At 60.7% G+C, this 16,541-nt stretch carries 13 protein-coding genes; 9 read left to right on the forward strand and 4 right to left on the reverse strand.

From position 1 onward, the window contains the following. Positions 1-117: 117 nt before the first annotated feature. Together ACZ41G_RS04005 and ACZ41G_RS04010 are read right to left on the reverse strand one after the other, a co-directional pair. The gene (locus ACZ41G_RS04005; protein ID WP_464146135.1) at positions 118-1,659 is read right to left on the reverse strand and encodes a nucleobase:cation symporter-2 family protein; all 1,542 of its coding nucleotides are present in this window, start codon (positions 1,657-1,659) and stop codon (positions 118-120) included. Between the two features lie 64 nt (positions 1,660-1,723). Then, on the reverse strand, positions 1,724-2,308 hold the full coding sequence (locus ACZ41G_RS04010) for a xanthine phosphoribosyltransferase (protein WP_033505489.1): 585 nt from the start codon (positions 2,306-2,308) through the stop codon (positions 1,724-1,726). Positions 2,309-2,543: 235 nt separating this feature from the next. Between ACZ41G_RS04010 and ACZ41G_RS04015 the strand changes: the two genes are divergently transcribed. Both ACZ41G_RS04015 and rpsD read left to right on the forward strand, forming a co-directional pair. After that, the gene (locus tag ACZ41G_RS04015; RefSeq protein WP_464146138.1) at positions 2,544-5,252 is read left to right on the forward strand and encodes a UvrD-helicase domain-containing protein; all 2,709 of its coding nucleotides are present in this window, start codon (positions 2,544-2,546) and stop codon (positions 5,250-5,252) included. A 277-nt stretch (positions 5,253-5,529) separates the two neighbouring features. Beyond that, entirely contained in the window at positions 5,530-6,156 is a 627-nt protein-coding gene (gene rpsD, locus ACZ41G_RS04020) for a 30S ribosomal protein S4 (protein WP_015450480.1), read from the forward strand. A gap of 226 nt (positions 6,157-6,382) precedes the next feature. Here the strand turns inward: rpsD and ACZ41G_RS04025 are convergent, their stop codons facing one another. Both ACZ41G_RS04025 and ACZ41G_RS04030 read right to left on the reverse strand, forming a co-directional pair. Further along, entirely contained in the window at positions 6,383-6,748 is a 366-nt protein-coding gene (locus tag ACZ41G_RS04025) for a phage holin family protein (protein WP_168984156.1), read from the reverse strand. Positions 6,749-6,795: 47 nt separating this feature from the next. Further along, positions 6,796-9,060 (reverse strand): acyltransferase family protein, encoded by a 2,265-nt coding sequence (locus ACZ41G_RS04030; RefSeq protein ID WP_464144607.1) that lies wholly within the window; start codon positions 9,058-9,060, stop codon positions 6,796-6,798. Positions 9,061-9,179: 119 nt separating this feature from the next. On the opposite strand from ACZ41G_RS04030, the gene ACZ41G_RS04035 reads away from it, so the two are divergent. The 7 genes from ACZ41G_RS04035 to aroC all read left to right on the forward strand — a co-directional run bounded on the left by ACZ41G_RS04035 (position 9,180) and on the right by aroC (position 16,517). Next, entirely contained in the window at positions 9,180-9,854 is a 675-nt protein-coding gene (locus ACZ41G_RS04035) for a histidine phosphatase family protein (RefSeq protein ID WP_321046259.1), read from the forward strand. 110 nt (positions 9,855-9,964) lie between these two features. Further along, positions 9,965-10,390 carry a DUF948 domain-containing protein gene (locus tag ACZ41G_RS04040; protein WP_464144609.1) on the forward strand — a complete coding sequence of 142 codons (426 nt, stop codon included), beginning with the start codon at positions 9,965-9,967 and terminating at the stop codon, positions 10,388-10,390. 21 nt (positions 10,391-10,411) lie between these two features. Next, a complete protein-coding gene (locus ACZ41G_RS04045; protein WP_464146215.1) occupies positions 10,412-10,648 on the forward strand; it encodes a hypothetical protein in 237 nt (78 codons plus the stop codon). Between the two features lie 84 nt (positions 10,649-10,732). Further along, positions 10,733-13,408 carry an alanine--tRNA ligase gene (gene alaS, locus ACZ41G_RS04050; RefSeq protein WP_321046260.1) on the forward strand — a complete coding sequence of 892 codons (2,676 nt, stop codon included), beginning with the start codon at positions 10,733-10,735 and terminating at the stop codon, positions 13,406-13,408. A gap of 7 nt (positions 13,409-13,415) precedes the next feature. Beyond that, positions 13,416-13,898 (forward strand): Holliday junction resolvase RuvX, encoded by a 483-nt coding sequence (gene ruvX / locus ACZ41G_RS04055; protein ID WP_033505498.1) that lies wholly within the window; start codon positions 13,416-13,418, stop codon positions 13,896-13,898. Between the two features lie 25 nt (positions 13,899-13,923). Further along, complete coding sequence (gene mltG / locus ACZ41G_RS04060; RefSeq protein WP_464144612.1) at positions 13,924-15,135, forward strand: endolytic transglycosylase MltG; 1,212 nt, start codon at positions 13,924-13,926, stop codon at positions 15,133-15,135. Between the two features lie 194 nt (positions 15,136-15,329). Then, complete coding sequence (gene aroC, locus ACZ41G_RS04065) at positions 15,330-16,517, forward strand: chorismate synthase (RefSeq protein ID WP_015450490.1); 1,188 nt, start codon at positions 15,330-15,332, stop codon at positions 16,515-16,517. The last annotated feature ends 24 nt before the right edge of the window (positions 16,518-16,541 follow it).

Below are 16,541 nucleotides of genomic sequence, written 5' to 3' on the forward strand. Positions count from 1 at the left end.
CAAATCCAGGTGATTCGGTATTACAGACGGGAAATACGCTAACGAAAACGGCGACACCAGGAGAGATGGTTTCTTCCGGTGTCGCCGCTTTGGAACGTCTACGAACGTCTATGAGATTCAGCGCTTTTCGTTAACTGCGCCGTTCGACGCAAGGAAATGCTCTTCGCTGGGCAGTACCGCGTTAAGAATGACCGCGACCACGAAGGCCAGCGCGATGCAGTTGCTCGCGAAAATCGACTGGAACAGGGAGGGGAACTGGGAGAATATGCCCTGCACCTGTGTGAAGCCGATGCCGATGGTCAAGCTGAGTGCTGCGATGGCGATATTGCGCTGTGTGAAGCCCGCTTCGGCGATCATCTGGAAGCCGGAGAGCACGATCGTGCCGAACATCATGATGGTGCAGCCGCCAAGCACCGCCTGTGGCAATGAGTTGAACACTGCGGCGATGCCGGGGACGAAGCTTGCGAGCACCAGGATCAGGCCGCCGGAGAGAATCACCTTGCGGTTAACGACCTTGGTCATCGCCACAAGCCCGATATTCTGTGCAAACGATGTCAGCGGCAGGCAGCCGAACAGGCCGGAGACGCTGGAAATCAGGCCGTCACCGGCGATTGCGCCGGCGGTTTCACGCTCGGAAGGCGCACGGTTGAGACCGACCTTCGCCAAGGCGGCGGTGTCGCCAAGCACTTCGACCGAGGACACCACGTACAACAGGGCGAAGGAGATGATCGCGCCCGCGTCGAACTGCACCTTGAACGGCATGACATGCGGTGCGCTGAGCACTGCCAAGTTCTGGAACCCCGAGAAATCGACCTTGCCCATGAACAAGGCCACCACGTAGCCCACCACGAGGCCGAAGAGCACTGACAGCTGCTTGGCGGTGCCCTTCATCAGCAGCTGGAACGCCAGGCAGGCAACCAGGGAGACCAGACCGAGGGTCAGATTCTGCCAGCTGCCGAAATCCTTGGCGCCGGAGCCGCCGCCGAATGATGTCGCGCCGACGCTGAGCAGCGAGAAACCGATCGAGGTGACCACGATTGCCGAGACGATCGGCGGGACGAAACGGCGCCAGAACTGTGCGGTCAGGCCGAGCACGAGTTCAAGCAGACCGCCGACCATCACCGCGCCGACAACCGCGCCATACCCTTTGTCGCTGACCACGGCGATGGCCGCTGCCACGTACGTGAAGGAAATACCGGTGACCATGGGCAGACGGCTGCCGATACGCCACAACGGGTACAGCTGAAGGCACGTGCCGAGGCCGGCGACCAGCAGGCCGTTCTGGATGATCATCGCGGACTGTTCCGGGCTCATCTTCGCGGCCGCCGTCACAAGGAAAATCGGGGCGAGATTCGCCACGAACATCGCCATCACATGCTGCAGGCCGAAGGGGATGCCTTTCCAGAAGGAGATTTTGCCGTCAAGTTTGGTCAGCGGGTTGGATGTTGCGGCTTTCTCCGTTCCGGCTGATGCGGCGGCGGCCGTGGTCTCCGGCGTGTTCTTCTTCGTGGCGGTGTCTTGCACGGTGTTGCCTTGTACAGGTTTGCCTTGCGTCGCGTTGTCCTGAGTTGTTGTTGCCGTTGTCTGTGCTGTCGTTGTCACATTCTCCTCGGCTGCCGTCTTGTCATGCTCCGACGGCGTTTCGATGGGGTTGCCCATATAGCTCCTGCCTGTCTTTTTTCTTGGTCTCTCTGCTGTCTACGTATTTCCTGTGCGCAACCCGTCAGGCTTCGCGGAACGTGATTGCACCGGTGTCCGGATCCATCGAGTCCACAATTGCCAACGATTGCAGGTCATAGCCGGCCTCGCGCAGCTTCGCGCCGCCGTCCTGGAAGCCCTTCTCGATGGCGATGCCGATGCCTTCGACCACCACGCCTGCCTCGTGGCACAGCTCGATCAGCCCCTCCATCGCCTTGCCATTGGCGAGGAAATCATCAATGAGCAGCACATGCTCGCCGGGGTTCAGGAAGCGCTTGGACACGATGACCGGGAATTCGCGCTGCTTGGTGAACGAGTACACCTTCGTGACATACTGGTCGCCGTCAAGATTGATGGACTGCGCTTTCTTGGCGAACACGACCGGCACGTCGCCGAAATGACGCGCCGCGACACAGGCGATGCCGATACCTGAAGCCTCAATGGTCAAGATCTTGTCGATCTGCTTGCCGGCGAACAGCCGTGCCCATTCCCGGCCCATCTGGTCGAACAACTTGACATCGCATTGATGGTTCAGAAACGCGTCCACTTTGAGGACGTTCCCCGGCTTGACGATACCGTCACGACGGATGCGCTCTTCGAGTTCTTTCATTGACCTGCCTCGTGTTCTCTTGTGGAGCCTTGGCCCCGGCTTGTCTGGCCACCCTCGCGGCCATGTGTTTGATATGGTTCGTGGGCGCATGATGACATGCGCGACGAGCCTGGCCGGGACGGGTGTAATGGAGCGAGCATACCGCGAGCGCCGCACATCCGCCCGGCAGTAGGCGCGCGTCGTGCTGACCTGTGGCTGTGGTAGAAATTATGGGCGCCGTACAGTCGGCGATGGCATGATTCGGAGGGTGACAGTGTTTGACAATGATTCCCCAGTTCTCGCTCGTAGCGCGCAGGAGCTGCTTGGCGGGCTCAATCCGCAGCAGGCGCAGGCAGTCCAGTATCAGGGGCCGGCACTGCTGATTGGCGCGGGCGCCGGTTCCGGCAAGACGCGTGTGCTCACCCGTCGCATCGCGTGGATTCTCACCCAGTTCAACGCCTGGCCGAGCCAGATCCTCGCCATCACCTTCACCAACAAGGCTGCCGCCGAAATGCGCGAGCGGCTGACCACGCTTATCGGGCCGGTCGCCCAGCGTATGTGGGTGTCCACCTTCCATTCGGCATGCGTGCGTATCCTTCGCCGTGACGGGCAGGCCATCGGCTTGAACTCCGGTTTCTCCATCTACGACACCCAGGACTGCCAGCGGCTGGTCAAGCTCATCGCCACCGACTTGAACATCGATATCAAGCGCTACACCCCGCGCGCGATGCTCGCCAGGATTTCGGATTACAAGAACAATCTGCAAACGTGGCAGGGTCAGCTCAAGCAGTTCGCCCCGGATTACCGTCCCGGCCAGCGCGGCTACCAGCTGGGCCGGTACGGCAATGAGGAACAGCTGTATGCCGTGGTCTACGCGGAATACCAGCATCGTCTCGCCGCGGCGAATGCCGTCGATTTCGACGACCTGATCATGCGTACCGTCGAACTGCTGCGAACCCAGCCTGATGTCGCCGATTACTACCGGCATAAGTTCCGCTATATTCTCGTCGACGAGTACCAGGACACCAACCACGCGCAATACGTGCTGATCCGCGAGCTTGCGGGCATCGACGCCAATGAGCTGCCTGACCCCTCGACGATTGGCGCTGGCAGAGTAGGCCCGGCGTGGGTGACGGTCGTCGGCGATTCCGACCAGTCGATTTACGCGTTCCGTGGCGCGGATATCAGCAATATCCAGGATTTCGAGAAGGATTTCCTGGACGCGAAGACCATCATGCTCGAGCAGAACTACCGTTCGACGCAGACGATTCTCGACGCGGCCAACGCAGTCATCTCCCACAACGAAGGGCGCAAGCCCAAGAAGCTGTGGACCGCCGCAGGCAAGGGTGCGCCAATTACAGGCTACGCGGCGGACAACGCGCAGCAGGAAGCCTTGTGGATCGCCACCGAAATCGCCCGTCTCGTCGCCGAAGACGGCTACAAGTACTCCGATGTCTCCGTCATGTACCGGGCGAACGCCCAGTCGCGCTCCCTTGAAGAGGCCTTGATCAATGCGGGTATCCCGTACCAGCTCATCGGCGGCACCAAGTTCTATGAGCGCCAGGAAATCAAAGACGCCATCGCCTATCTTCAGGCGATTGTCAACCCGGCTGACAGCGTGAATATGCGGCGCATCCTCAACGTGCCCAAGCGTGGTCTCGGGGCGCGTGCCGAAGCGCTTGTCGCCTCGTATGCCGATGCGCATGCCGTACCGTTCTGGCAAGGAATAGCCAATATGGAACAGATCGAGGGGCTGCCCACGCGCACCGCGAAATTGCTCGGCGCATTTCGCGACACCATGCAGCATCTTGCCGCCTTCGCGCGCGACCATGCGAACCAGCCGTCGGACATCGTCGCTGAAGTGCTTGACAAGTCCGGTCTGCTCGAGGAACTGCAACGCTCCGAAGACCCGCAGGACGCCTCCCGTGTGGAGAACCTCTCGCAGTTGCAATCGGTTGCAGCCGAATTTGAGCAGAATACGCCTGACGCGACCCTCGAAAGCTTCCTCGAGACGACCGCGCTCGTTGCGGATTCCGACCAGCTGCCCGGCGAGAACGAGGACAGTGGCAAGGTCACGCTTATGACCCTGCACACCGCCAAAGGCCTCGAGTACCCGGTCGTGTTCCTCACCGGCATGGAACAGGGCACGTTCCCGCATTCCCGCTCGCTCGAAGACACCAGCGAACTGGCGGAGGAACGCCGGCTCGCCTACGTGGGCATCACCCGCGCCAAGCAGCGCCTGTACCTGACGCGCGCCGCGGTCCGCTCACAGTGGGGGCGTGCCGACGACATGATGCCCAGCCAGTTCCTTGATGAGATTCCTGATGAACTTATCGACTGGAAGCGGCGTGAGGCAAGTACCGAACGCATGGGCGGCGGCTGGAAGTCCGGTGGTCTCGATGACGATGAATTCGGCGGCTGGGGCGATGACGACGATTTCGGCTCGACCAGCTTCGGCGGCTCGACCTTCGGATCATATGGCTCACGCAGCTCGTATGGTTCGTATGGTTCGGGACGCTCCTCATCGTCCCGGCGTTCCGGCGACTCGACATACGGCTCCTCCTACGGCGGGTCTTCGTATGGCGGTTCATCCTACGGATCGCGGTCCGGCTCGTCCTCGTCGCGCGGCTACGGGTCGCGTTCGGGCTCCTCGTATGGTTCCCACGGCTCGTACGGCTATGGTTCGTCATCAGGTTCGGGGCGTTCCGGGAAAGTGACCACTCGGCACACCTCAGCCGTTTCACACAAGAAGAGCGCGGCATCCGGCACATCGCAGGTGGGCAAGGACAACGGCTTGAACATCTCCGATTTCAAGGTCGGCGACAAAATCACACACGACAAGTATGGCCTCGGTACTGTGCTGGAAACTCAGGACAAGGGCCGCAACTCCGTGATCACCGTGGACTTCGGATCCGACGGCGTCAAGCGGCTCATGCTTCGCGCGGCACCGATTGAGAAGCTCTGAGCGCATGCGTTGCTGTCACCTATCGCAGCCTTGCATGACGCTCCCGGCACGCCGTCGCTAGGGAGCCGGGAGTGAGGTCGCAGGTGTGGTGTATGTTAGTGACTCGTGTGTGCAACCGCACGCACTATCTGGAGTCTTAGCCCGTCAGTGGGTCGGCGGCGGTCCGTACAAAGCGGTCCTCCGTTCGTGCATGGCACGATGAAGCACTGGAGAGGCTGGCTCAGCGCGAGGGAATGTCCTTCGCGTTCCGTTCAGATAACGACAGAAAAGGAACAATATGACTAACGCTCAGCGTTCCCGCCGTCAGGTGCGTCTTTCGCGCGCCCTCGGCATTGCACTGACCCCGAAGGCCCAGCGCCTGTTCGAAAAGCGTCCGTACGCTCCTGGCGAGCACGGCCGCACCCGTCGTCGCACCGAATCCGATTACGCGGTGCGTCTGCGTGAGAAGCAGCGTCTGCGCGCCCAGTACGGCATCTCCGAGAAGCAGCTTCGCGCCGCTTACGTCAAGGGCACCCGTACCGCTGGCCAGACCGGTGCTGCTATGCTCACCGATCTTGAGACCCGTCTCGACGCCCTCGTGCTGCGTGCCGGCTTCGCCCGCACGACCGCCCAGGCCCGTCAGTTCGTGGTGCACCGTCACATCATGGTTGACGGCAACATCGTCGATCGTCCGTCCTACCGCGTCAAGCCCGGCCAGACCATCCAGGTCAAGCCGAAGAGCCAGACCATGGTGCCGTTCCAGGCTGCTGCCGAAGGTGTCCACCGTGACGTGCTTCCGGCTGTTCCGCCGTATCTCGATGTCAACCTCGCTTCCCTGAAGGCGACCCTGACCCGCAAGCCCGTTCCGGAAGAGATCCCGGTGCAGGTGAACATCCAGTACGTCGTCGAGTTCTACGCTCGCTGACCTGGATCCATTCCATTTTTCAAGGACATACAGCACAAGGCCCCGCTTTTGGCGGGGTCTTCTGCTATCTGCAACTCTTCTCTGAACAGACGCTGCATGGAACAGACATTGCATGGGATCTGTCGCCGCAGGATTCACCAAACTTCGATATTCTTCAACGGCAACCGGAGCCTGTACGGTCCGCGGGTCAATGAAGATCCGCGGACACCTGCGGGGGGGGGGCAGCTTACTTGCCGAACACGCCTGAAACAATCGACGACACGATGGACATGATGAGCGAGCCGAGTACCGACCACCAGAACCCGTCGATGACCACGCCCACGTCGAAGAACGAGAAGGCGAGCCACGAGGCGAGCTCCATGAACAGCCAGTTGATCACCAGCGCAACGAATCCGAAACTCAGCAGCGAGAAGGGGAGTGCCAGAAGGTGCACGACCGGTTTGATCGACGCATTGATCAACGCCATGAACAGAGAGAACGCGGCGATGCCCAGGATCGGAGGTTCACCTTTCGCCTGCATGCCGGGCAGCACCGCCACCATGACACCGGCCGCGATAGTCAAGATCAGCCAATTGATGAGAAAGCGTTTCATGCCGTCAGTCTACAGCACACGATCAGATATCAGAAGGAATCCGGGCGTCACTGGCCGCAGAATGCCTGGCGGAGCATGGTGGCGTACACCGGGCGGCCTTGCGGCGTCAGATGCGTGCCGTCGTCGTACAGGTATTCGCTGTGCCCTTCGCTGGTGCCGTACCAGTCGATGATGCCGACATTGCGGTGGCTCGCCGCGAAGGAACGCAGAATCGCGTTGTTCTGGTCTTGCCACGAGACCGGAACGCGCAAGGTGAGGAAGTACACCGGCTTGCCATCCATCGCATCGACGATGCTTTGCAATTCGGCCTCGTCGCGAATCGGGCCGTTGTCGCCGAGCGCGACTACGACCACGCTGCCGCCTTGCCCTGCCCCGGCATGTTGGGCGTAGATTCCCGGCGCTGTGGTGATCTGCCGGCTGACCTGCGCATCAATGACGGCTTTGGGCATGATTTGCTGGATGATATCCGCGGCTCCCAAAGCCACGGAATCCCCGATGATCAATGGGTCGGCGCTACACACACCGGTCGCCGCATCGAAAGTCCACGACGACAGCGGGACGCCTGTCGGCACTTTTTCGGCATGCGCGTTCATCTTCGGCGTGGCGGGGGCCTTCGAAGGAGTTTGCTGGGTGTTCTTGGACGAGCCTGAAGCCGAGGACTTAGACGATGGGGAAGCGGCGTGTCCAGCGGAATCTGGTGCCTTGGACGCTCCCGCGGACGGTGACGAACCGGGGACACCAGCGAGGGCCTTTTTCCCTGCGAGGCTGGCTTCGCCTGCGATTTCCGGCCGTAGCTCGATTGAACGCTGTTCAACGATGCCGTCCCAGTCGAACGGCAGGCACCCGACGATGATGACAGCGACCAAACCAGCCGCAGCCATCACCTTCGCCGCCGGCTGCACATCCGCTAGATATGTGCGCACGGTACGCTCGGCGCCTGTCACCACCGGCCGCAGGCCTGTCATGGCCTTCGACTCCGCGTTGTTATCGTTGGGCTGACTCGCGCGACCATCGTTGCCGCCGGCAACTGACTTCGCGCCTTTTTCCGTCGCCTCGGAAGTGGTTCCGGCCGTGATGCCCCGCTGCACCGGGACTTCGATGAATCGGTGGATGAGTTCCGCCGCGCCCGCAATCACCGCGAACTGCAACAGCCAGCCCCACCACGGCATCGTGGTCGTGCGTGTCGCCGGATTCATGATCTCCAGCAGCGGGAAATGGATGATGTACACCGCAAACGCCCGAGCCCCCGCGACGACCAACGGCTGGCACCCCAGAATCGCCGCAGTGATAGACCCGCGTACTGTGCAGGCAGCGACCAGCAACGCCGCCAAGATGGCCGCCACCAGATAGCCGCCGCGGTACATCCATATGGCCTCGCCATCGACAACTGCGACGCCGGCTGCCAGGGCGAGCAGCGCGATCAACGCAAATATGTCGGACATGCCAATGGTCACGCCGCCTACACTGGTGCGAGCAGTCATACTCTTGACCAACCGGTTCACCCACGCCCGTGCCGGAACCCGCCGTCCGGTTCCGTCGTTCGCGGGGTCGTCGGCGGCCGCACGAAGCCATGGCTTGGTATCTTTTGACACAGGCGCCGCGGCACGGTCCGCGAGCAACAGTGCGAGCTCGGCGCCGACCAGCAGCTCGGCCGCGCGCGTATCAAGACCGTAATACAGGTGCGCGGTATCGTTCCCGTTGAAGGAAAGCGCCCCCATGGCGACGGATGAACCAAGAATCAGGAACAGCACCGCCGCGTGCATCATCCAGCGGGTACGGCAGATGCGGTGCAGCAGCAGCAGGATCGCAGGCCACAGCACAGCGAACTGCATGACAATCGCCACAAACCACAGCGGGGTCAGGGGAGAAGGCAGGCCAGCCGTGGCGAAATACGGCAGTTTGCGGAAGATATACACCCAGTTGATCACGAATGCCGCCGCAGGCAACGCGTCCGCCCGCGCCTTGAGAAGCAGCGAAGGGGAGAACAGGTACACGAGCGGAATGGTCAGCGCGATGGATGCCAAGACCATCGGCCACAGCCGTTTGAACCGTTTGAGCACGTATGAACCGTACCGGAAGCCACCGCGTCCGATCGCGCGCTCAATGCTACGGGTACTCAAGAAACCGGTGATGACAAAGAAGACCGTCACGCCGAGGAAACCGCCGGAGAGCATGGACGGACGCGTATGAAACAGCACGACTGACACAATCGCAAGGGCGCGCAACCCATCGATACCACGGTATCGACCGCCGGCATGCACAGACATGTCTTCGTGCGACTGGTGTTCGCTGATACCGGCTTGACTTGCCATGGTTCCCTTCCTCGCGTTCGATGCGTTAGACATTTGTACAAACCGCTACAGACGTATCCAAAAACGACACGCCGGTGCGACATGCGCACCTACGGACACGCGGCTATAGCATGGGTGTCATGAAGTTGCATCTGTATCTGGTCCGCCATGGCCAGACCTATTTCAACCGCTACAACCGGCTGCAAGGCTGGTCAAATTCCCCGCTGACCGAACAGGGGCTCGCCGACGCTGAACGCGCCGCCCGCAAGCTCGAAGGAATCCAGTTCGCCGCCGCTTACTGTTCTGACACCACGCGCGCGGAACAGACGGCGCGCATGATCCTCGACGTGAACGAAAGCCACGGTCATAAGCGCCCGACACTGATCGCCGACTTGCATTTCCGCGAACAATACTACGGGTATTTCGAAGGACAGGATATGTCCGCCTCCTGGTGGGCGGCGGGGGCTCCTCATGGCGCCGGAACCTATCAGAAGATCGTCTCGCAGTATGGGCTCTCCGCGACCCGTGATTTCCTCAAACAAGCCGATCCCTTCCATGATGCGGAATCAGACGAGGAATACTGGAACCGGATCGAAGGCGGGTACCGGCTCATCGCGTCCAATCACATGCTCCATGACGGTGACCGCGTGTTGCAGATCTCTCACGGCAACACCCTGCTCAGCCTCATGCATCGTTTCGCCCCGGACGGCTATGACCTGTCCGAACGACCGGGCAACGGCAGTGTGACACAGCTTGACTTTGACACCGAAGCCCCATTCGATACGGCGCTGAGCGTAATTTCCTACAACAATTGACCTGCGCGCCCAGGGGCGATACATTCGTCAACAAGGCGCGCGTCTCGCCCGCCTACTAGGCTTAACCCGGTATCGTAGCGCTGTACGCGCGTGAGCAGAAAGAGGTTCGCATGGGTGTTGGAGACATCGCCGGGCTGATTGCGGCAATCGCATTCGCGATTCTTGTCGGCTTCCTTATCTACCCGTTGATTCGGCTGGGCAAGCTGTTCGACCAGATCGCCATCACCGTCAAGGAGTCGGGTGACCACGCCATCCCCGCCATTGACGAGGGGGTCACCACAGTCAAGCAGGTCAACAAGTCCCTGGCTGATGTCAATCGCATCTCCGATTCCGCATCCACCACGGTAAACAACATCACCGCACTGACTGATTTGTACGGTTCATTCCTCGGCAAGCCGGTCATCAAAGCTACATCTACGGTGTATGCGCTCAAGTCGACGGCTCAGCAATTCTTCTCTAAGAAAACCGCACGCAAGCAGGTCGTGCCCACCAAGCCGGCTGACGCCAAGACGCGGGCGAAGGCCCAAACGAAGTAACCGGGCAGGCAGACAAGGAGCATCATGAAAAGAACGTTCTGGGTGGCAGTAGGCGTGGTCATAGGTGTGGTGGCCGTCGCCAAAGCCCAGGCTTATGTCAAGGCCAACACCCCTGATAACGCAAGGCAGTTCCTGCTCGGCCCCGATCAGGACAATGTCCTGCAACGCACGCTCGCCGGTCTCATCGAGGATTTCAACACGACCCGCAAAGCGCGCGAAGCGGAGTTAAACACACAGTATTCAGGTATTTCAAAGTAACAGGTGCCGCACCAGTCTGGCATCAATAACGCAGGCCCACGCCGCAACCGCGAGCCGCACACAACACAAGGAGTCATCCCGCTTATGCGCACAGCAGACATCGCAAAGCGTTACCTCACGTATTTCCAGAAGCATGGCCATTTGGTCATGCCGTCGGCTTCGCTCATCTCGCCGAACCCGACAACCCTGTTCACCATTGCAGGCATGGTGCCGTTCATCCCGTACCTGCTCGGTGAGCAGACGCCGCCCGCCACGCGCGTGACCTCGAACCAGAAGTGCGTGCGTACGCTCGATATCGACGAGGTCGGAAAAACCACCCGCCACGGCACCTTCTTCCAGATGTTGGGCAACTTCTCCTTCGGTGATTACTTCAAGGAGGAGGCCATCCATTACGCGTGGGAGCTGCTGACTACCCCGCAGGACCAAGGCGGCTACGGTTTCGACCCCGAAAAGCTTTGGGTGACCACCTTCACTGACGATGAGGAAGCGCGCTCGATCTGGAAGAACGAAGGCTTCGACCCCGAACATATGCAGGTGTTCGGCATGGAAGACAACTTCTGGACCACCGGCGGCCCCGGCCCCGGCGGCCCCTGCTCCGAGATTTACGTGGATCGCGGCCCGGAATACGGCCGTGACGGCGGCCCCGCGGCTGACGAGAACAGGTTCATCGAAATCTGGGATCTCGTCTTCGAAAACTACGAAGTCGACAACGTCAAGTCCAAGACCGACCTGCATATCGTCGGCGAGCTGGAGCACAAGAACATCGATACCGGCGCCGGTCTGGAACGTCTCGCGTACCTCATGCAGGGTAAGCAAAACATCTACGAGACCGATGAGGTCTTCCCGGTCATCGAGGCCGCGGAGAAGCTCTCCGGTCGTACCTACGGTGAGGACGCCGACGCGGATGTGCGCTTCCGCGTCGTGGCCGATCATGTGCGTTCCGCCCTCATGATCATGTCCGACGGCGTGCGTCCGAGCAACGTCGGTCGTGGCTACGTGCTGCGTCGTCTGCTGCGCCGAACCGTGCGCTCCATGCGTATGCTCGGTGTGCGCGACCACGTGCTGCCCACACTCTTCCCGGTCTCCGAAGCGGCAATGGAACCGAATTATCCGGAACTCAAGGACACCTTCCATGAGGTTTCGGAATCCGCATACGGTGAGGAAGACGCCTTCCTGAGGACGCTGGAAAGCGGCACCACGATTCTTGACGTCGCGGTCGATCAGGCCAAGCGTAATCACGGCGAAGTCTCCGGTGAGGACGCCTTCAAGCTCCACGATACCTACGGTTTCCCGATTGAGCTCACCCTTGAGATGGCCCAGGAGCAGGGCGTTAAGGTCGACGAGGCGAAGTTCCGCGAGCTCATGCACGAACAGAAGTCCCGTGCACGCGCCGACGCGCTCAAGAAGCGCCACAACGTTGATCTGAGTGTCTACGACGATTTCAAGAAGACGCTCGCCAAGCCGATCGACTTCCTCGGATACACCGATTTTTCGAGCCGTTCCACCGTGCTCGGCATCATGCAGGAAGGCAAGGGTTCGGTGCCTGCGGTGACAGGCCCGGCGAACGTCGAGGTCATCCTCGACCGCACCCCCTTCTACGCCCAGGCTGGCGGTCAGCTCGCCGACCAGGGTGAGATTATCTCCGATGATGGCGCGGTGCTTGAAGTCGACGACGTGCAGAAGCCCATCAAGGATCTGATCGTCCATCAGTGCCGTCTGACCGAGGGCACGCTCGTGGTCGGTGCCGCGGTCAACGCGAATATCGACCTGCAGCGTCGTGGCGCCATCGCTCGCGCTCACACCGCGACCCACATGGTGCATAAGGCTCTGCGCGAAGAGCTCGGCCCGCAGGCTACCCAGCGTGGCTCCGAAGATGCCCCGAACCGTCTGCGCTTCGATTTCCAGTGGTCCAAGGCCCCGAGCAAGACCGTCATGGACGCTGTGGAGGCGCGAGTCAACGACCGTCTGCGCGACAACCTTGTCGTCACAACCAAGGAAATGAAGTTCGACGACGCTATTGCGCTCGGCGCGATGCATCTGTTCGGTGAGAAGTACGGCGATATCGTGCGTGTCGTGTCCATCGGCGAGGACGGCTGGAGCCGTGAGCTGTGTGGTGGTACCCACGTCGACCATGTCGGCAAGATCGGCCAGATCAGCATCATGTCCGAAGCTTCCATCGGTTCCGGCGTCCGCCGTGTCGATGCGGTTGTCGGCCAAGGCGCTTACGAATTCAACGCTCGTGAGCATGCGTTGGTCTCGCAGCTGTCCGACAAGCTCAACGCACGTCCGGACGAGCTCGCAGATCGTGTCAATACGCTGCTCGCCAAGCTCAAGGAATCCGATCGTCGCCTGTCCTCTATGTACGAGGCCCAGCTTGCAGCTGCCGTCCCTGAGCTTGTGAAGAACGCCCAGGCTTCGAACGCGCCTGTTACGGTAGCCTCGAAGAATGTGGGTCATTTCGGTTCCTTCGACGCGCTGCGCAAGACCGTCCTCGATATTCGTGGCCGGCTTGGTGACGACAAGCCGGTTGTGGTGGCCCTTGCCGGCATCAGCGGCGACGACAAGCCGATGGTCGCCGTGGCAACCAATGAATCCGCACGCAAACTCGGCATCAAGGCGGGTGACCTCGTGCGCGGTGCGTCCAAGATGCTTGGTGGCGGCGGTGGCGGCAAGCCCGATTTTGCCCAAGGCGGCGGCGCCGACGCGAGCAAGATCGATGCTGCGTTGAGTTCTCTCGCCGACGAGGCGATGAGAGGCTGACCACACGATGGTGTGGCTTGGTGTCGATCTCGGTGAAGCCAGGGTCGGACTCGCATTGTCCGACCCCGAGCTCACCTTCGCACACCCGATAGGCAATATCAAAGTCCACGGCAATGCCATGGACGCCATCGAGGATGTCATCGACATCATCGAACGAGAGCAGGTGGGACGCGTCATCGTGGGCGTCCCCCTGCTGCTCAGTGGCAAACAGGGAGAAAGCGCGCGCAAAGCGCAAGGCTGGACGCGCGAACTCATGTCGCGGCTGTTGGAATACCGTAACACCGGGCAAATCCAGCTCAACGATGTGCCGATTGTAGAGCTGCAAGACGAACGGTTGACCACCGTCACAGCCCACCGCCAGCTGAGCGATACCCAGATTTCAACACGTGACCACCGTCCGATGGTCGATCAGCAATCGGCGGTGCTGATTCTTCAATCAGCGTTGGACGCCCGTCATGCCGATGCCATACCCAGCAACGAGGCTGCGTAGGCCGGCGAAAGGAAGAGATGAGACCATGCCAGATGATTTCCGCGAGTTCTTCGAGGAGCGTACGCAATGGACCGATACCGATGACGCTGGAGACCATACGCATCCTGAAGGTGCCGCCGAGCACAGCGATGCCGAGAACGAGATGCCTTTGTCGCGACGCCAATTGCGCAAATCACACGAGAAGCGTCGCAACCAGCAGATCATTCGCATCGTGGCGATTGTGGTCGTTGCGGCCATGGTTGTCGGATTGCTGGTATTCGGCTATTCCAAACTCAAGTCTTGGCATGATGCCCGTGAACGCGCATCCCAGGCGTTGACCGCCGATTATCCGGGGCCAGGTACCGGCAAAGTGGAATTCACGGTGGAGAGCGGCGAAGGGCCGGCAGAAATCGGGAATAATCTGGTCAAGGCCGATGTCGTCAAATCCCAGGCCGCATTCACCAGCGCCGTGGCCGCCAACAACAGCACGTTGTATCCCGGCACGTACGAACTGAAGAAACACATGGCCTGCGCCGATGTCATCGCGATTCTTTCCGACCAGTCCAAGGCCACTGGATTCCTGCAAGTCAAGGCAGGAGAACGGGTTTCGCAGGTCATCGCCGACGCCGCTCAACTGTCGGGCATCAGCGCCGACGACTTCAATGCGGTCATCAATGGCGGCGGCGCCGGGATTCTCCCCGCGGAAGCCGGCGGCAAATTCGAAGGCTGGTTCGAGCCGGGCACCTATAACGTGAAAAACCGCAATTCAGCTAGCGACATCATTAAAGAGATGGTTGACAAGCGCGTTGAAAAGCTTGATTCGCTGGGGGCGCCCACAGGGGCGGACCGCGAGAAGATGCTGATCATCGCTTCAATCGCCGAATCTGAAGTCAATGCTGACGAATACTACGGCAAAGTGGTGCGCGTCATCCTCAACCGGCAGGCCAAGAACATGCCGCTCGGCATGGACTCGACCGTCGCCTACGGTCTGGGAACAACCGCCGACAAACTCACCGACGCCATGCTTCAGGATGCATCGAACCCGTATAACACGCGTGTCAATACTGGCTTGCCGCCTACGCCGATCAGCAATCCGGGCGAATCAGCAATCAAAGCCGCCATGAATCCTCCCGAGGGGGATTGGCTGTACTTCGTCACCGTGAATCTCACCACCGGTGAGACGAAATTCGCCACCACCGAGGATGAGTTCTGGAAGCTGCGTGACGAATACAAGAGTTCGAACGACAACGCGAACTGAGCAGACAGTACGCGCCCAGCGGCGTCTTTCGTGTCCATATAGAAGACGCGGATGCACGCGTGGGGCGGGTTGACGCTATCATTCGAGAAGCTGCGCCAGCTGCATGGCACGAGCGGAATCACGCATTCCTGTCATGCAGCAGGCGGATATACCGAAAACGACAGACAAGCCGGCATTTGAGCAAAGGAGACGACATGTTGCGTTGGCAGACCGCAGGGGAATCGCATGGTGAAGCGCTCGTCGCGATGATGGAAGGGTTGCCTGCCGGCGTGCGGGTCTGCACGAAGGATATCTCTGCGGCTCTTGCCCGGCGTCGTCTCGGCTATGGGCGTGGCGCGCGAATGAAATTCGAGCAGGATCAGGTGCGCCTGCTGACCGGTGTCCGCCACGGCTCCACCTTGGGCTCGCCGATCTCCATCGAAATCGGCAACACCGAATGGCCCAAATGGACCGAAGTCATGAGCGCCGACCCGCTTGACCACGAATTGCCTGACACTGGCCGCAATGCTCCGCTGAGTCGTCCCCGCCCCGGACACGCGGACCTGACCGGCATGCGCAAATACGGTTTCACCGACGCCCGCCCCATTCTGGAAAGGTCCAGCGCCCGCGAAACAGCCTCCCGCGTGGCTTTGGGCGCAGTTGCCGCGAATTTCCTCGAACAGGCGCTGTCCATTCGTACGGTTGCACACGTCATCTCCATCGGCGGTGTCGGCATTGACGAGGATGCCCCGTTGCCGGTCCCGGATGACCTCGACGCCCTCGATGCGTCACCAGTCAGAACCCTGGATAAAGACGCCGAACAGCGCATGATGGAACGCATAGACGAGGCGAAAGCGTCTGCCGATACACTTGGCGGTGTCATCGAGGTCATCGCGTACGGCGTTCCCGCAGGACTGGGTACGTACGTCGAATCAGACCGTCGTCTCGATGCGGCGCTGGCCGGTGCCCTGATGGGCATCCAGGCGATTAAGGGCGTCGAAATCGGCGATGGATTCAAGGAAGCAGACCGTCCCGGCTCCCTCGCCCATGATGAGATTGTGGTGAATGATGACGGCCGTATCAGTCGTCTGAGCAATCGTGCCGGCGGTATCGAAGGTGGTATGTCCAACGGCGAGCCCATCCGCGTGAGGGCTGCGATGAAGCCGATTCCGTCGATTCCGAAGGCCTTGCGCACCATCGACGTGCTGACGGGCGAGCCGGCGCAGGCCATCAATCAGCGGTCCGACAACACCGCAGTCCCGGCGGCATCGGTCGTCGCCGAAGCGATGGTGCGGCTGACCTTGGCGCAGTTCGTCCTTGAGAAATTCGGCGGTGACAATATCGCTGAAACACGTAGAAACGCCGAGAACTATCTCGCCTCCTGGCCCGAGCATCTGCGCTGAGCGTCGCCCAGTGGCAAGTTCGCA

The sequence above is a fragment of the Bifidobacterium porcinum genome (assembly GCF_055378475.1).

What these genes read in the sequence shown, in the direction of transcription:
- ACZ41G_RS04005 (WP_464146135.1), bottom strand. Translation starts at nt 1,659, where the DNA reads ATGGGCAACCCCATCGAAACGCCGTCGGAGCATGACAAGACGGCAGCC.
- ACZ41G_RS04010 (WP_033505489.1), bottom strand. Translation starts at nt 2,308, where the DNA reads ATGAAAGAACTCGAAGAGCGCATCCGTCGTGACGGTATCGTCAAGCCG.
- ACZ41G_RS04015 (WP_464146138.1), top strand. Translation starts at nt 2,544, where the DNA reads ATGATTCGGAGGGTGACAGTGTTTGACAATGATTCCCCAGTTCTCGCT.
- rpsD (WP_015450480.1), top strand. Translation starts at nt 5,530, where the DNA reads ATGACTAACGCTCAGCGTTCCCGCCGTCAGGTGCGTCTTTCGCGCGCC.
- ACZ41G_RS04025 (WP_168984156.1), bottom strand. Translation starts at nt 6,748, where the DNA reads ATGAAACGCTTTCTCATCAATTGGCTGATCTTGACTATCGCGGCCGGT.
- ACZ41G_RS04030 (WP_464144607.1), bottom strand. Translation starts at nt 9,060, where the DNA reads ATGGCAAGTCAAGCCGGTATCAGCGAACACCAGTCGCACGAAGACATG.
- ACZ41G_RS04035 (WP_321046259.1), top strand. Translation starts at nt 9,180, where the DNA reads ATGAAGTTGCATCTGTATCTGGTCCGCCATGGCCAGACCTATTTCAAC.
- ACZ41G_RS04040 (WP_464144609.1), top strand. Translation starts at nt 9,965, where the DNA reads ATGGGTGTTGGAGACATCGCCGGGCTGATTGCGGCAATCGCATTCGCG.
- alaS (WP_321046260.1), top strand. Translation starts at nt 10,733, where the DNA reads ATGCGCACAGCAGACATCGCAAAGCGTTACCTCACGTATTTCCAGAAG.
- ruvX (WP_033505498.1), top strand. Translation starts at nt 13,416, where the DNA reads ATGGTGTGGCTTGGTGTCGATCTCGGTGAAGCCAGGGTCGGACTCGCA.
- mltG (WP_464144612.1), top strand. Translation starts at nt 13,924, where the DNA reads ATGCCAGATGATTTCCGCGAGTTCTTCGAGGAGCGTACGCAATGGACC.
- aroC (WP_015450490.1), top strand. Translation starts at nt 15,330, where the DNA reads ATGTTGCGTTGGCAGACCGCAGGGGAATCGCATGGTGAAGCGCTCGTC.